Source organism: Achromobacter xylosoxidans (genome assembly GCF_001457475.1).
Lineage (GTDB): Bacteria > Pseudomonadota > Gammaproteobacteria > Burkholderiales > Burkholderiaceae_B > Achromobacter > Achromobacter xylosoxidans.
Genome location: NZ_LN831029.1, coordinates 2935532 through 2952701, shown reverse-complemented (window position 1 = coordinate 2952701; position 17170 = coordinate 2935532). Strand labels below are relative to the sequence as shown.

Sequence of the window (17170 nt, the reverse complement as noted above, 5' to 3'; positions counted from 1 at the left end):
GGATTGTGCCCCCGGGCGCCGTGGGATTTCCACGCAACGCGCGAGCATAGCGCAACTGCCCCCGGCCGTCGAAACCGCGGGGGAGCCGGCGGGGATCCGTCCCCACCCGCGAAGACCTCGCTACAGGTCTATTGAAACGCCGTTTCCATGAAGGTGCGCAACTTGCGCGAGTGCAGCCGCTCCGGCGGCATGCCGCGCAGGCGCTCGAGCGCCCGGATGCCGATTTCCAGGTGCTGATTGACCTGGCGACGGTAGAACGCGCTGGCCATGCCCGGCAATTTCAGCTCGCCATGCAGGGGCTTGTCGGACACGCACAACAGCGTGCCGTACGGCACGCGGAAACGAAAACCGTTGGCCGCGATGGTGGCCGACTCCATGTCCAGCGCGATGGCGCGCGACTGCGCGAAGCGCTCGACCAGCTCGACATGGTCGCGCAATTCCCAGTTGCGGTTGTCGATGGTGGCCACCGTGCCCGTGCGCATGATGCGCTTGAGGTCCCAGCCGGACAGGCCGGCCACCTCTTCCACCGCCTGCTCCAGGGCCACCTGCACTTCGGCCAGCGCCGGCACCGGCACCCAGGTGGGCAGGTCGTCGTCCAGGACGTGGTCCTCGCGCACGTAGCCGTGGGCCAGCACGTAATCACCCAGGCGCTGCGAATCGCGCAGGCCGGCGCAGTGGCCCAGCATCAGCCAGGCGTGCGGGCGCAGCACCGCGATGTGGTCGGTGATGGTCTTGGCGTTGGACGGCCCCACGCCGATGTTGACCAGCGTGATGCCGGAGTGATCGCCGCGCACCAGGTGATAGGCCGGCATCTGCGGCAGGCGCTGGCCCTGGCCTTCGTCGGCCGGGCCGGATTCGCCGCGCCGCGTGATGCGGTTGCCCGGTTCCACCAGCATCTCGTAGTCCTCGTTGCCGCTGGCCATCAGCGCGCGGGCGCGGGCGCAGAACTCGTCAACGTAGAACTGGTAATTGGTGAACAGCACGAAATTCTGGAAATGCGCCGGCGCCGTCGCGGTGTAGTGCTGCAGGCGATGCAACGAATAGTCCACCCGCTGCGCCGTGAACGGGGCCAGCGGCTTGGGTTCGCCCTCCTTGCCGCGCCAGGAGCCGTTGACGATGGCATCGTCCGTCACCGCCAGATCCGGCACGTCGAACAGGTCGCGCAGCGGGCGCTTGAGGGCCTCGAGGTGCTCGCCTTCGACGTAGGCGCCTTCCGGGAAGGCGAAATGCAGCGGGATCGGCGAATCGGATTCGCCCACTTCCACCGCCACGCGGTGGTTCTGCAGCAACTGGCCGACCTGCTCGATCAGGTAGTCGCGGAACAGGGTCGGCTGGGTGATGGTGGTCTGGTAGATGCCGGGCTCGGCCACGTGGCCATATGACAGGCGGGTATCGATCGGGTCGTAGGTCTCGACCAGGATGCGGATGGCAGGGTAATAGGCGCGGGCCCGCTCGCGGCCGCTGGTGGAGCCCTTCAGGACATCGCGAAACGCCGCGCGCAGGAAGGCCGTGTTGCGCGCATAGATTTCGGCCAGCCGGTCCACCGCCGCCACGGCGTCATGGTAGGGCTCGAAAGGAATCGCCTCGGGCCGGTTCATCGAGGACAAAGGGTGTACTGCGTTCATCATTGAGCTTGGCTCCGCTTTCTTATGGTCTTCTTTCAGCGGCCGCTCGCGGCGATCAAGCCGGGAGGGCCGATGCCAACGATTATGCCCGAGCCTAGGACTACATGAAGCGTCATATTCGGCCGCGTTGCGCGGCCGGATGCGCGGGCGCGCATCGCCACAATCAAAGAAACAATATATCATTCCGATTTTTCGCCTTTCCGCCCCGCCCATGCCGCCGGCTTCCCGCCTCCATCCCGCTGCGCGCCCTGCCCGATGGGCAGTGCTGGGTTGGCTGTGCGCCTGCCTGTTGCTGTCACCGCTGGGCGGCGTGCGGCACGCGCTGTCGCACCTGTCGGGGAGTCCCGCTTCCAGCCAGGACGACGCGCACACGCCCGACAAGCTGGGCCATTGCGACCTCTGTCATATCTGGGATCTGCTGGACGCCACGCTGCCGGCTTCCTTTCCCGCATTCGCCTGCGGCGCGCCGCGCATCGCGGCGTCCGCGCCGGTGCCAAGCGGCACCACCCTCATCGCCACGCCCTGGTTCCAATCGCGCGCCCCGCCCGCCGCGGCCTGACACCCGCCCGCCCGATTTCAACCGCCGCCGCCCGCCGGCCGGCAACCAGGATTGCCACCATGCTTTTTGCTGCTTCCCATGCGGGGACGCGTTCGTCCCTGCGCGCCTTTTCCCTGAGCCCGCTCGCCCTCGCCTGCCTGCTCGCCTTACCGCCGGCCGCCCGCGCCCAGGCCGACGCGCCTGACGCGGCCACGCTGTCGCCCGTCATCATCACCGCCAACCCCCTGGGCAGCGAAGCGCTGGCCTCGCCGTCGACCGTGCTGCAAGGCGCCGGCCTGGACCTGCGACGCGCCTCGAACCTGGGCGAGACGCTCAACGGCCTGCCGGGCGTATCGACCACCACGTATGGCCCGATGGTGGGCCGCCCCATCATCCGCGGCATGGACGGCGACCGCATCCGCCTGCTGAACAACGGCGTCGGTTCGCTCGACGCCTCGTCGCTGTCGTTCGACCACGCCGTGCCGCTGGATCCGCTGTCCACCAACCGCGTCGAGATCCTGCGCGGGCCGGCCGCCCTGCTGTATGGCGGCAGCGCCATCGGCGGCGTGGTCAACACCATCGACAACCGCATCCCCACCGAGCCCATCGACGGCATCCACGGCGACGTCGCCGGCAGCTACGGCGGCGCCAACAACGACCGCAACGGCGCGATCCAGCTCGAAGGCGGCGACGGCACCTTCGCCATCCACGCCGACGCCTTCAGCCGCAAGACCGGCGACCTGCGCATTCCCGGCTACGCCCGCACCTCGCGGCAACGCGCGATCGACGGCCCCGACCGGGACCAGCCGCGCGGCACCCTGCCCAACAGCGACGGCCAGGCCAGCGGCGGCGCGCTCGGCATGTCCTGGACCGGCGACCGCGGCTATGCCGGCCTGTCCTACAGCGGCTACGACTCCGACTACGGTTCGGTGGCCGAGCCGGACGTGCGCATCAGGATGCGCCAGGAACGCTTCGGCTTCGCCAGCGAGCTGCGCGACCTGGAAGGCCTGTTCACGAGCGTCAAACTGAATTTCGCCTACACCGATTACCAGCACAAGGAGATCGAGGACGGCGAAACCGGCACCCTCTTCAAGAACCGCGGCTACGAGGCCCGCATCGAGGCGCGCCACGCCGACATCGGCCCGCTGCACGGCGTGGTCGGCCTGCAACTGGGCCAGACGCGCTTCTCGGCCCTGGGCGAGGAAGCGCTGGTGCCCACCACCGACACCGACGCCATCGCGCTGTTCGCGCTGGAGGAATGGAAGATCAATGATCGCCTGACGCTGAGCGCCGGCGCGCGCGCCGACCATACCCGCCTGACCCCGGGCGGCGGCGGCAACGAACGCTTCGACGGCTCCAACCGCCGCACCTTCACCGCCGGCAGCTTCTCGCTGGGCGGCATCTACAAGCTGGACAGCGCCTGGTCGGTGGCCGCCAACACCGCCTACACCGAGCGCGCGCCCACCTTCTATGAGCTGTACGCCAACGGCCCGCACGCCGCCACCGGCCAATACCTGGTGGGCGACCAGAACCTGGCCAAGGAACGCGCCTGGTCCGGCGACCTGTCGCTGCGCTACAAGAAGGACGCCGACAGCGCCAGCGTGGGCGTGTTCTACAGCCGCTTCTCCAACTACCTTGCCGAGATGAACACCGGCCGCTTCCGCGACGATGACGGCGATCTGGTGGCCGCCGGGGACGACGAGGCCCTGCCCGAGGCCCGCTACCAGGGCGTGTCCGCGCGCCTGTACGGCGTGGAGGCGGAAAGCAGCACGCGCGTGCTGCAGCTGGGCGGCCACAAGCTGGACCTGGGCCTGTCGGGCGACTACACGGTGGCGCGCAACAGCGATACCGGCCGCTCGCTGCCGCGCATTCCGCCGCTGCGCCTGCGCGTGGCGCTGGACTACGGCTACGGCCCGTACAGCGCCGGCTTGAGCGTGTCCAAGGCCTTCGCCCAGCACAGCCGTCCGGACAACGACACCGCCACCGCCGGCTACTACAGCCTGGACGCCAACGCCGGCTACCGCTTCAAGGTCGCGGCGGTGCAGTGGCAGGCCTACGTGCGCGGCATCAACCTGACCAACCAGGACATCCGCTACGCCACCTCGGTGCTGCGCGACGTCGCGCCCGAGGGCGGCCGCGCCGTGATGGTCGGCCTGCGCGGCAGCTTCTGACCCTGGCGCCCGGCGCCCGTTACCTTTTCCCGACCGGATCAGGTAACGGGCGGCCCGCCAGGATGCTGCATTGCACTACAAATGTAATGAAACTTTATTCCATTACAATGCGATGGCAGTTCGTGAAGCTCAAGCCTCCCCTGCCCCCTTTCCGCCGGCTTGTCCCCCGTGGACAAAGCCATGCCGCCCACTCCGATTTTTGAAGTGACGTAATGACGCCGCCCACGCGAAAAGCCCGCCTTGCCTTTTTCCGCCTTCCCGCTTTGCTGTCAGCGCCCCTGCTGGCCCTGACGTTCTCCTGGTTACCCGGCGCCGCCCAGGCGTCGATCCCCTCCGAGCAGGCCCGCGCTTCCCTGTCCGGCCTGCGCCTGGCGCAGGACCCCACCGTGCCGACCCTGCGCGAACGCGTGGTGCAGGCCGGCCTGGCCGCCATCGGCACGCCCTACAGCTGGGGCGGCGACGATGCCGCCGAAGGCTTCGACTGCAGCGGCCTGGTGCTGTACGTCTACCGTGAGATCGCCGGCCTGGAACTGCCGCGCACCGCGCGCCAGCAACGCACCCAGGGCGACACGGTGAACAACAAGAAGCAGCTCAAGCCCGGCGACCTGGTGTTCTTCGCCACCCGCGGCCGCGGCATCACGTCGCATGTGGGCATCTACATCGGCCAGGACAAGTTCGTGCACGCCCCGCGCCGCGGCGCCAAGGTGCGCGTGGACGAAATGAAGAATCCGTACTGGTCCAAGCGCTACCTCGGCGCCCGCAGCTACATCGATACGGCCAAGGGCCAGATGCTGGCGCAGAAGTAAAATCCTGAATAAGGGCCGCCGCGCGGCGCGCGCTTGCAGCCTCCCCTCCGAGGGCGCTGCCTTGTCGCGAGGCCGCCGGCGCCATCGCTCGGCAGCACGCTTCGATTCAGCACGGCCGGCACCTGATAGGCGGTCTTTGCCGGCACGCGCCATTACTCCACGCGTTCCTTGCCGCGACGCGTAAAATGCCGCGGCGGCGGGCGATCCCCCAGCGATTGCGGCGGCCACACGTCCGACGCCCAAGTTGGCCACGATACGCCGTTTGGCGCTGGCGGCAGTGGACCGCACTTCTCTAATTGGTAGCACGGGGGAACGAACTGATAGCCCTTCTTCTGCATGCAGCGTTTAAGCTCATCGAACAATGCCTCTGACTCCTTCCGATACTGTTCGTCAGTAAGCTCGTTCTGGTTCTTAAGATAGAACCTTCCGTCTTCAGCTCCGCCGCATGCTTTCCAATCCATCCACCGGCCTTCCTCTGTTTGGCCATTTAGCGGCCAATACCACTCCATCGGTAGGACCACGTACCCAATCCAAGCTTTTGTCCGGGGCGACCTGCACATATACCGCGGAAGCGTGAGGCAGCAGCCCGCCGCTAATAGCAATAAAGCTGATGAGAAAAATAGCCTTATCGTTGTTTTCATCGTTTCATCCTCAACAAAATGTCCAGTGCTTTCCATGCTTGGGGCGGCAGCGCTTCTGATAACGCAAAAGGAGTGGCGGGCACGAGCGCAATGGCGGTCCAGGTTTCATATATGAAATCCTGCACGGGCGTCAGGCCGCGCCGTGCATTGCCCTGCTCGTCGTAATATCCGCTCAGGGTGCCGCCAATGAAGTCATGCGAGCCGCCATAAGCCTCATGCGCCAGATCCAGAATTCCCCCAGGCGAATACGCAAAACCGAGAAGCGTTCCAGGTCCGCCCTGGTTTCCGCCAGTGGGTCCGGACATTTCCTTGCCTAGATCGGATTCGAGAAATTCGGCCATCGTCATCCCGACCTGGGATGGATCAAACCGGACGCGCCCATTTCCATCCAACTCAAGTTTCGGAATGCCGTTTGCATCGAGTACGGATTTGCCGTTCGCGTCGAGCTGAGTCCTGCACCTTTCATTCACCTCGCCGCACAGTTTGTCCAACACCACCCGCGTCCCCGCCGTCTTAAATCCATCGCCCCGAATACCCGCGCTTTCCCCGCTCTTGTTATCCAGCGTCGTCTCGCCGTCGGTAATACCGGCGAACTTCTCCGAGTCCCCAATCGTGTACCGCCGCATGCGGTCGGCCGCCTCCGACAAGCCCGCCTGCAGCGCCGCCACGCCGCCCGAACCGCCCAGCGCGCCCACCGCCACGTTCAGCAGCCGCTCCTGGGTATTGATCTCGTTGATCTGTGCCTGCAGCGCCTCGATCTTTTCCGGGTCTTGCGTGGCCTTGATCTGCTGGCGCAATTCCGCGCGCTTCTGTTCCGCGTGGCGCTCGATGGCCGCGCCGGCTTGCTGGCCGAACGCCGCGATGATTTCCGCCTCGGCCTGGACTTGCCGGCGCAGCTTGTCGCCATTCCATTTTTTCGTCAGGCCGCCGGCGCCATCGCCCGCCAGCACGCTTCGATCCAGCATGGCCAGCACCTGGTCGGCGGTCTTGCCGGTGCGCTCCCATTGGACGTTTGGGTCGGTGATGGTCACGGCCGCGCCGCTGATACCGGTGCGCGTCATGCTGTTTTCGCTGCCCTTGCGCACGCTCATGCCCGGCGCGCCGGCGCTGGCGCTGTTGCCGAAGTTCCGTACCGACCAGGCATCACCTTTGCCCGCGACATTGCTGGCCGCGGCCTCATCAGCCTTCCTGGCGCTGCCGCCGCCTTCTTTCTGGCCGTCTGACTGCTTGCCATCGCCGGCAACGCTGAAGCCTCCCGACAGGCTCACCCCCGTCGCCTTGTAGCGGCTGTGGTTCTCGATGTCACTGACGGTCAGGCTGCCTGTCATCACGGTATTCAACCCCCGCTTCACCGCATCTTCGGACGAGGCGATGGCCGCGCCCCTGAGGTCGATGTTGTCCCGGGCTCTGATCTGGAAGCCGTCATCGCCTGCTTCAAGGCGCGATCGCTCGACGACACTGGCGAAATCGCCATCCACCTGGCTGCTGGCGTAGCTGCCGCTGGCCGAGAAGCCCGCGCCCACGGTGACGCTGCCGCCGATCTGGGAGTCCCTGCTCTTGAAGGTACTGGTGTCTTGCAGGCTCTCGATGTTGAGGCTGCCGCCCGCGTCGGCCATCACCAGTCTGCCGCGGGCCACCGCCCCGCGCAGGCGCATGGCGCCGCCGGACTCCAGTGTCAGGCGTTCGCCGGCAGCGACGTGGTTGTTGGTCCAGGTCACGTCCTTGCTTTCGCCCTTGCCTCTGGCCCCGCTCGCATTGGCGGTCACGCCGAACGCCGGACCACCTTGGCCCATGGATATCGCCGCGCCCACACCCGCGCTGGAATTGCTGGTCTTGCGGTCGGTTTCAACGGTGTTTCTTGCCGCCAGCAGGTTGATGTCGCCGTCGGCCTTCAGCACGGCAGCTCCGGCCGCGCTGATCTCGCTGCCGCGCATGGTCAGGTCGGAGTTCCGGCCGCCGCCGGTGGCGCTGATGCGCACATCGCCGCCCGCCGCCACGATGGACCCGGCCGCTGTGTCATGGGTGGCGGTGGATTTGCTGTCGCTTTTGCTGGCGCCAACGGTGATGGAAATATTGACGCCGCCCGCGGCTTTCGGATCCGCGCGAACGGCATCGTAGGCGTTCTTGGCCGCCAGCCCCGTGGCCGCGCCTGCCAGCGCCTGCACGCGTCCATCGCTCGTCTGGCTGGCGGCGCGCGTCATCTGTCCGGCGGTTTCAATGGCAGACAGGACCGGCGCGGAGATCGCCACGGTCAGGCCGGATTGGCGGAATTTGTTTTCCTGGACGCTGCGGCGGGTTTCCCGCGCCTCGACGATATCCACTTTCTTGGCGTCGATATCGATATCGCCCCGCAGCGCCAGAACATGGCTGCCAATCTGCTGGTAGTGGTTACCCGCCACCAGCATGACGTCACCTCCCGTGGAGCCCGCGGTCGAGGCGGCGGCACGGGTATTGATGTCCTTGCGGTCACCGCTTTGCATCTGGTCGCCGATGGTGAAGGCAAGTCCCCCGTTGTAGAGGAAGCCACTTTTCCGGGTTTCGCTGAAATGGCTTTCCTTGCTGGTTTCGGTGGCGGCCCGGAGGATAAGGTCGTTGTGAGCCATGATGACGGTGCCAGCATCGGAAACGACATTGCTACCGGTGACGGTGACGTTCTGACCGCGAACCGCGACGGTGTCGCCGCTGAAGGTGCTGGCAACCGCCCGGGCTTCTTCCAGGCTGTCGCGGGTAGTCTTTTTGCTGGAGCCCAGCAGGCTCCTGGACTTGTGCTGGCGGCCTTCGGCCCAGTAACTGCTCGCTTCGCCAGCCAGGATGTTCACGTCGCCCTGCGCCACGGCAGCCAGGACGCCCTGCTCGCTGGTGACGCTGGCGGCGGTGGCGTTCAGGTCGCGCCCGGCTTGCAGGCGCAGGTCGCCTGCGGTGCTGATCTGGCTGCCCACATCTTCCACGTAGCCTTGTTTGAGATAGTTGTGAGCGTTGCCGACGTTGTTTTCCTGTTCGGCGATCCTGACCGTGCCCAGCGCCAGGTCGCGGCCGGCGACGACAGTCGTCTGACCCTCTTTGCCGCTGTTGACGACCCGGCCAGCAATCAGACCGACGTCGCGACCCGCCGAAGCGAGCAGGATGCCGCCGGGGTTGGTGACGTAGAGGCCCGCCACGCGGTCCAGGCTGGCTCGGCTGAAATCGCTGCGCCCGGCCTGCCTGGCGCCGCTGTGGGTGGTGCTGACGACATTGAGGTCGCGTCCGGCCATGAGCTCCAGGGCGCTACCCGCGTCCAGTGTTCCACCGATGTTGTCGATGTCGGTCCGGGCGTCAAGCGCCACGGCATCGCCGGTGATGTGCCCGCCAATATTGCGCAGATTCTCGCCAGTGAACCTGACCACAGCGCGTCCGGCGACGGTCCCGGTATTGACGAGATCGCCTTTCAGGTTGAGATCGACGGTACTGGCGGCCAGCAGCGTACCGTTGCCGTCAATGTCGCCGGGTTTCACGCGGACGTAGACCTGCGGCACCAGGGCGCGCGTGGTGCTGCCGTCGGCCAGCGTCACGTCGCGTTCCACCAGCCAGACGATATCGCTGGTGAGCCGGGCCATCTGCGCCGCGCTCAGGGCCACGCCAGGACGCAGGCTCCACGCCTTCGCGTAGGTGGCGCCGGCTTCAAGCAGGGCGCGATACTGCGCTTCGTCGTCGGCATGACCGTCGAGGAAACGGCGGCCAGTCAACTGGCCTACCTGGTCGCGAACCAGTTGCTGCTCGTAGAAACCATCGCCCAGGCGCTTGTGCACGGTGGCCGGATCATAGCCAAGCTGGGACAGCATGTAGTCGGAGCTGAGCCAGTTGCGATAGTCGGCAAAACGCGGGTCGGTCTCGACCAGATAGCCACTGGCATCAGGGACGATGCGGAACAGACTGCTGGCGGGCACGTCGGTGTCCACCCGAACGGTACGAACGATCTCCGGCGCACCGCCATTGGAGCCCGCCACCTCCTGCCCCGGGATCTGGACGGGACCATTGCCGTCAGTGGCATGTGTCTCGGTGACAGCCCCCGGACCGTGGACGCGGCCGACATCCACCCGGACTTCCGTTATCTGCCCCGGGCCGATGCCGCCGGTGGCGCGGACACCGCCGCCCACCCTGGCATCGACCGGAGGGTTCTGGCGGTCAGTCACCGCGAAGCCGCTGCCCTTGCCAGCGGCGTTCTGCACGATGCTGGAAACATCGAGGTCGAACGTTTTCACCATGTCGGCTGGGGCGTAGGCTATCTTTCGGTCCCATTTGCGCTGGTGGTACTGTCTCCTGCCGCCGCGCCACCTTGAGCGGGTGTACTGGCTGGTGCCAGCCTGATGGATCACGTGCTCGCCGATGGCTGCCAGATTGTCGAGGTGGTCCAGATCGCCCCGCAGGACGCCGCCGGCGATGATCCGGCTCTTGTCGTTGACCAGTTCTTCCCCTCGCAGGATCACGTCGCCGCCGGCGCGAATGAGCGCGGGCGCGCTTTCAGTCACCCGCGTCTCGTACTCGCTTTGATTGACGTCGTACTGGGTCCAGTCCTGGATCTTTGCGCCGGTTTTCCCGTGCCGATAACGTCCGGCCCTGCTCCAACGTTCCCAGCGGTACTCGCTGGCATCGTGTTTTTCGGGATCGCCCCCAGGCTGTATGTACAGGCGCCTGGTCGGGCCGCTGATCTGTGCCAGTTCGGTACGGAAATGCAGATTGCGATTGAGCAGGCGGGCGCCGTCCAGGGTCAATCCGCCCAGCGACTCGATAGTGGCGCTGTCGTTGAGGATGAGGTCGGCGCTTGCGGTCGCTTGGTCGTTGGCGTCCAGCATGCCGCCGATGTTCAGCGCATCGCTGCTTCCGCCCGCGCTGAAAATCAGCGCCTTCTCACGGTTGTTGATGATGCCGGCACCGATATCCAGCCGCTGGCGCGCCGCCAGGACCGCGGCGTGGCCGTCTTCCTCGCGGTTGTTGGCGGTACCCGCCCCGATGGCAAGATGGTCACCATAAAGTCGCCCGCTGCCCACGTTATCCAGGGTACCGGCGTCGATACGGGTCTGGCTGCCGTCGATGAGTCCGCGGTTGGTCAGGGTGTTGTGCGCGGCAACGGTGGTGCGCATGCCGCTCATCTCGCCACTGGCATTGTTGTTGACGTCGGCTCCGTGTACCTCGAGGTCGCCAGCCCGCATTACGCCATCGTTGGTCAACACACCCGCAGTGCGGATGACGGCGTGGCCGTTGGCCGTGATTTCCCTGAGGTTGGCGAAGTCCTGCTGAAGACTCAGGCTCAGGTCGCCTCCGGACAGCAGGCGGCCATCGCCACCCAGGCTGTCGGCGGCCAGGTCGAGCGTTCGGCCGGCAATCAGTGTGCCTTGCGGATTCTGGACGCGGCTGACGGTCACGTCGATGCCGCCGCCCGAAGAAATGTTGCCGTGCGTGTTGTCGAGCAGGCCTGCCGCATCCGGACCGCGGATATCAATGAGGCTGTCGGCTGCGATGGCGCCGGCAGTATTGTCGGTGCGACTGGCAGTCAGTACCACGCTGTCGCCCTGCAGTCCGAGCGGCAGGCCGGCATCCGCGCTCTGCGTGTCGCGGTTGAGGATTTGCGCGGCGTTGAGCGCCAGGCCATTCCCGGCAACCATCAGGCCGCCATTATTGTTTGCCACACCAGAGAGGGCGGCCTTCAGGTCATTGGCCGCCTGGACCCTGCCACCGGCGTTGTCGAGCGCCGTTGCTCCGATATCGGCATCAGCGCCGGCCCCCAGTTGTCCGGCGGTATTGTCGATGTCGCCAGCGCGGGCGACGAGCTCCCCCTGGCTGTACACGACACCGTCGCGATTATTCAGGTTGCCGCTGCTCAGTGCCAGCGTGTCGCCGCTGAGAATACCGCCGGTGCTGCCGGCATAGGTATTGGTCAGCGTCTGAGCGTGCGTGTCCACGTGCATTCCCTGCCGGGACTGCAGGAGACCGCGGGCATTGTTCAACGCACCGCTGTCGATACTGAGTGTCCCGTCGATACTGGCGATGGTGCCGCCGGTATTGTCGAGCGCAGCCAGATGCGTATCGACGGCGACGCTGGCGCCGAGCACCGTGCCGCCGGCATTGTCGAGTCCGCCACTGGCCAGACTGACGTCACCCGCGCCCTGCGGCGTGCCACCCGCGTTCCCGGTGTGGCCGGGGGTGGCCACGCCCAGCCGGCCTTCGGTGGAGACGATCTGTCCATCACGGTTGTCCAACGTACCGCGAACCCTGACATCCAGCCGTCCGCTGCTGCGGAGCGTGCCTCTGGCTGTAGTCAGTGCGCCGGTGTCTATCCTGACGGTCCTGGCCTGGGTGGTGGCGCTGGTCAGATCGGTGGTGTCGCCTTTGAGGTCCAGCATGCCATTGCTGGCGATGTTGCCGTTCCCACCGTGCAGGGCGGCAGCGTTGATAGCGAGACGGCCGTCGCCGGCGTGCAGAATGTTGCCATTGGCATTGTCCAGGGTGGCAGCGTTGATACGAAGATCGCCATTGCCGGCAATGGCGCCACTGTCGCTGTTGTCAAGCAGCCCCGTGATCCGGATATGAGTATCGGACCTGTCGCTGTGCCGGAAGGCGCCGGCGCGGTTGGAGAAGTCCCGCGCGTTCAGGACCACGGGACCGTCCAGTTGCATCAGGCCGGCATCGTTATTGAGCAGACCCGTCGTGATGCGCGCGCCGGCGGCAACCCTGATTTCACCCCTGCGATTGCTTAGGCCGCCGCCGCTCACTGCAAACTGGCGTACGCCAAGATGTCCGGTGTCGTTGTCCAGACCGTCCCTGGCGATAAGGTCGATATGCCCGCCGGCCATGATGTGGCCACCCTCATTGTCGAGCGTGCCGGCGATGTTGAGTACGCCACCGGGCAATGATGCAATGCCGAAGGCCGGCTGAGTACCATCGCCGCCAGCGTTCGCGCCATGCGGCGAGTCACCTGAAGTGCTGCTGTTTCCGCCGCCAGTTCCGCCACCCATACCCGCTTTCGGCGCTTCCCCCTCGCCCGAAGACGTATCGGTCTGCGGCGCAGCGATGCCGATACGCCCGCCATCGCGGTTGCTGATCTGACCAGCCTGAAGCGCCAGGTCCTGCAATCCGGTCTGCCCGATAACCCCGCCGCGGTTGGTCAGGGACTGCGCAGTCACATCGACGCGCCGCGCATTGAGCGTCCCCCCGCTGTTGTCGATATCTTCAGGGGTGTAGACCGTCAGTTCGCGGCCGGCGCTGAGCATACCGGCATTGGCAAGCCCCCCGACCGCGTTGATGCGGGCGTCGGCCCCGGCCTGCATTGTGCCCAGATTATCCAGGCGACCGTCGGTGGTGACCACCAGTTGCCCAGCCTGAGCGCCCACCATGCCAGCGTTGCGAACGCCGACTCCATGTTCGGTGCCCACCAGCACGATCTTCTGGCTGTACATGCCCCCGAGCGCGCCCACATCCAGCGCGAAGACGGGCGCATCACCGCTGGCGGCAATCGTTTGTACCCGGGCGTGATCGGCACTGACCTCATTGGTGCCTGTAGTGACTTGAAGCTGCCGCGCCCAGATCCCGGCATTGGCCTCCACCGAGCGGGCTATCAGATCCGTGTAGTTCGTGGCACTGGCGTCCATGCCCTTGCCGTTAACCTGGATTGCACCGCGCTGAACGCGATAACTCTCCAGCGAACCGCCGTTGATGACCGGCCCGCCTGTGGTGATGGTGGCCCGGTCAGCGTTGATGAAGCCGCAACCGTCGCAGGAAATACCCGCCGGGTTGGCGATGACGAGCTGCGCCCGGTCGCCAGCGACTTCAACATACCCGTTGAGCCGGCTCGGGTCGCTGGAGTTGACTTCATTGAGGATGACCCGGGCGGTACCGCGCGCCAGCCACGGATTACCCTGTACCCAGCCGCCAAGCTGCGTTTGCGTGTTCGTGCGGGCGTTGTTAAGAATGGCGCCCTGCTGCCCGACATCGAACTGCCTGTAGGTATTGCGCGAAACGCCGGCCTCGCTGGGGGTCTGGATATTGACCAGCGGCACACCATTGGGCGCTTCCAGCACCGTCGGTCGCTGGTTGCCGGGCGCGCCGGGGTCGGCCACAATCTGCGCGTTCGCCTGAGGAACGATGACCGCCTGACCGAGAGCGAACGCTACGGCAAAGCGCAGCGGACCGAGTGTTGCAAGGAAGCGGCTACGGGCGGCACTCACCCTTGGACCTGTCCGCCGTCCGTCACGCCGGGCTATTTCCGCCACAACCTGAAACAGCCCCAGCGTCCGGTTGAAAACGATGCGATAGATATTCCTGTTCATGCCATCACTTCCCTTGCTTACGCGCAATCGATACGGATTCAGCACGACCAATTGAGGGTGAAACCGGCTGTCAGCGACCCACTCCGGAAACCCCTGGGTCTGGAAAGTGGCGTACCGGCAAACAGATCCCACCCGAAGCCAGCCATGCCACCGCGCAGGCCCATGACCGAGCCGGCCAGGTTGCGCCCCTGGAGCCAGCCAGTGGAAGGACCGGACACGTGGCCATAGTCGGCTCCGAAATAAAGTTCCTGGCCGGTACCGAGCAACAGACCGATTTCGTTGCGCCAGACCCAGCCTCGCTCGCCCATGAGCGTCAGTTCGCCGTCAAAGCCACGCACGGTGTAACGACCGCCGATCGAGAAACGGTCTTGCGGTACCAGCGGCGTGCGCTCCCATTGCGCGCGCCAGCTACCGATGTAACGGGCGCGCTGCGAACCCATCAGGAACGGGATCATCAGTCGGACATCGGCGGTGATGACCTTCATCCTTGAGGTCCCTTCGCCGAAGTCTTCCTCGGGCGCGGCCATCGCCTTGAAAGCACCGGTGCCGTGCCGCCAGGCGAGACCGGCGTCAAGCGCGCTTTCGTTCAGGTATTCACGGTGAGTCAGGCCCAGTTCCCAGCCGCCGGTGCGGCGGCGCTGGACCTCGATTTCCGTGTCATCAATGAAATTGCTGGACCTGCGCATCCAGCTGCATCCGTAGAGCGAGGTCTTGCGGCTGGCATCCCGATAAACCAGACGCGACAGGCGCATTTCGGCGTTGTTGCTGGTACCGCCGTAGACATAGTCTTGACTGTATCCGGCAACGGTCTGGTGATACCTGTAGCCGCTGACGGTGGTACTGAGGATCCAGTAGCCCCAAGGCACGCTGTAATGCGTGGTGTAGCCCCGGGTGCCCTTGCCACTGGCGTTGAAGATGTCGTGACCGAGGTTGATGTAAAACAGGTCGTTCCACGACAGTGGCGAGTCGACTGAAAGTGTGGCTGCGCCCTGAAGCCTGCCGGTCGCCCGGCCGCCAGCGTCGTCCAATGACACGCTGAATCGGACGGGAGGGGAACGCTGCCGCCAGAGGATCACCAAATCGCTGTCGCCGGGGCCAGCATCGTCTCCTTCAGCGGGCGTGATTCGAATGTCGGCCTCTACGGTGGGCACGCGCCTGAAATTTTCCAGCGCCTGTTCGATATCACGCAGATTGAGCAGGTCGCCGCGACTGGCCGGCACGGCATTCCTGGCGGTGGCCTTGAGCGACGTACCGGGCGCGAAACGGATGGCGCGGATGCGGCCAGGCACAACGGTCAAGGTCAGAATGCCGCCTTTCAGGTCTTGGGGCGAGGCGAGAATGCGGGTGGTGACGAAACCCCGCGCAACGACGGCGTTTTGCACACGCGCCATAACCACGCTGATGCCCTCGGCGCCAAGGCAGCGCCCCGTGGCGGTGTCGTTCTCGGGATCGGCGGCGCTCAGGGACCAGAGAAAGCGCTGCGCGCCCTCGCCATCAAGACGGATGCGTTCGATCGGGAAGCATGGTGTCTCGTTCCGTGGCAGCAGTTCCGAAGACGGTGCGTGCGCGGGCCGTAGCCACACCCGCGGAGCGGGTTCCTGTTGCTCGCGCAGTAGCTTTTCGCGTTCCTGATGGCGCAGCAATTCCTGCGCGGCGCTGCCCTGCGTCTGTGCGGACGCCGATACCGTGAACACCAGCAAGCTGAACGAGATCCATGCCCCCCGCCGCAACCACCCGACCATCCTCGTCCCCTATGTACCCGTGTGCAATCATGCTTCGGCATTGGATGGCGACAAGGCGGACATTGGGATGCCGCGAGCTGATTTGTCCGACCAGGCGCTGGTCGGAAGTCACGTTCTCGGATCAGATAACCTATTGACGGTGAACGGCGGCAGTGCCTCGAGCTTCATGCCCTGCGAGAGCGAACCGGAAACCAGCGAGAAAAGCGCCCAAGGGCCAATGCCAGTCAGTTGAGCGAACGAAGGGCTGCGAATCACGCAAAAAGGAGCGCAAAACGCGCTCCTTTTTGTTCAATGTGGAATGAAAAAACGCCCTTCAAGGCTTAACGACTGGCATTGGCCCGCGGCGTTTTTTTGTTGCCGGCGAAAATCCCTTCAGCCGCGCCCGACGAACGGCATGTTGGTCGCCATGATCGTCATGAACTGGACATTGGCGTCCAGCGGCAGGCGGGCCATGGCGGCGACGGCCTGCGCGACGTGGGCCACGTCCATGCGCGGCTCGACCTTGGTGCTGCCATCGGCCTGCAGGATACCGGCGGCCATGCGTTCGGTCATGTCGGTGGCGGCATTGCCGATATCGATCTGGCCGCAGGCAATGTGGTACGGACGGCAATCCAGCGAAATCGACTTGGTCAGGCCCGTCACCGCGTGCTTGGTGGCGGTGTAGGCGATCGAGAACGGCCGCGGCGCGTGCGCCGAGATCGAGCCATTGTTGATGATGCGGCCGCCCTGCGGGGTCTGCGCCTTCATCACGCGGATCGCGGCCTGCGCGCACAGGAACATGCCGGTCAGGTTGGTGTCGACCACCTCGCGCCAGAGCGCCACCGGCAGTTCCTCGATCGGCATCGCCGGCGCGCCGCGGCCCGCGTTATTGAACAGCACGTCCAGGCGCCCGTATTCGCGCTGGGTGGTGTCGAACAGCTCGCGCACCGCCTGCTCGTCGGACACGTCCGTGGGAACCACCAGGGCCCGCACACCATCTTCGCCCGCCGCCGTGCGCGTGGCTTCGAGCGGCTCGCGCCGACGACCGGCCAGCACCACGCGATAGCCTTGCGCCAGGAATTCCAGCGCCACCGCGCGGCCAATGCCGGTGCCGGCGCCGGTGACCAGCGCAACGCGGGGAGGGTCGATCTCGTTCGTGTGCATTGGATGCTCCTTGTTATCTGTCGGCGAAATGCTACCCGAATCATTCTGGCGATGGTGCAAGCGAACGTTCCATTCGCTACGCGCCGAGTGCGGCTGGGCAAGCACGGATCAGGAAACGAGCCGGCGAACGGATGCAGCGCCGTCGCGATTGCCGCCATCGCTGTTGCAAATTGAACGCGCGCAAAACCCCTGGCGGGCTTTGAT

Annotated in this window: 8 protein-coding genes; 4 read left to right on the top strand and 4 right to left on the bottom strand. The window is 65.7% G+C overall.

Features of this window, described 5'->3' with window-relative positions; genetic code table 11:
* Positions 1–128: 128 nt before the first annotated feature.
* Entirely contained in the window at positions 129–1628 is a 1500-nt protein-coding gene (locus AT699_RS13350; protein ID WP_006388221.1) for an AMP nucleosidase, read from the bottom strand.
* A 259-nt stretch (positions 1629–1887) separates the two neighbouring features.
* Between AT699_RS13350 and AT699_RS13345 the strand changes: the two genes are divergently transcribed.
* The 3 genes from AT699_RS13345 (at position 1888) to AT699_RS13335 (ending at position 5140) form a co-directional block, all read left to right on the top strand.
* Positions 1888–2184, top strand: coding sequence for a hypothetical protein (locus tag AT699_RS13345; RefSeq protein WP_024068752.1), 297 nt, complete (start codon positions 1888–1890; stop codon positions 2182–2184).
* A gap of 59 nt (positions 2185–2243) precedes the next feature.
* A complete protein-coding gene (locus AT699_RS13340) occupies positions 2244–4334 on the top strand; it encodes a TonB-dependent receptor (RefSeq protein WP_006388219.1) in 2091 nt (696 codons plus the stop codon).
* Between the two features lie 212 nt (positions 4335–4546).
* Positions 4547–5140 carry a C40 family peptidase gene (locus AT699_RS13335; RefSeq protein WP_006388218.1) on the top strand — a complete coding sequence of 198 codons (594 nt, stop codon included), beginning with the start codon at positions 4547–4549 and terminating at the stop codon, positions 5138–5140.
* Between the two features lie 637 nt (positions 5141–5777).
* Here the strand turns inward: AT699_RS13335 and AT699_RS13330 are convergent.
* The gene (locus tag AT699_RS13330; protein ID WP_081247850.1) at positions 5778–14081 is read right to left on the bottom strand and encodes a two-partner secretion domain-containing protein; all 8304 of its coding nucleotides are present in this window, start codon (positions 14079–14081) and stop codon (positions 5778–5780) included.
* A gap of 38 nt (positions 14082–14119) precedes the next feature.
* Positions 14120–15823 (bottom strand): ShlB/FhaC/HecB family hemolysin secretion/activation protein, encoded by a 1704-nt coding sequence (locus AT699_RS13325; protein ID WP_058207308.1) that lies wholly within the window; start codon positions 15821–15823, stop codon positions 14120–14122.
* Between AT699_RS13325 and AT699_RS31925 the strand changes: the two genes are divergently transcribed.
* The gene (locus AT699_RS31925; RefSeq protein ID WP_162270074.1) at positions 15768–16055 is read left to right on the top strand and encodes a hypothetical protein; all 288 of its coding nucleotides are present in this window, start codon (positions 15768–15770) and stop codon (positions 16053–16055) included. The two genes, AT699_RS13325 and AT699_RS31925, sit on opposite strands and share 56 nt — an antisense overlap.
* A gap of 140 nt (positions 16056–16195) precedes the next feature.
* Here AT699_RS31925 and AT699_RS13320 read toward each other — a convergent pair whose 3' ends face one another.
* Positions 16196–16966, bottom strand: coding sequence for an SDR family oxidoreductase (locus tag AT699_RS13320; protein WP_006388214.1), 771 nt, complete (start codon positions 16964–16966; stop codon positions 16196–16198).
* Positions 16967–17170 lie beyond the last annotated feature (204 nt).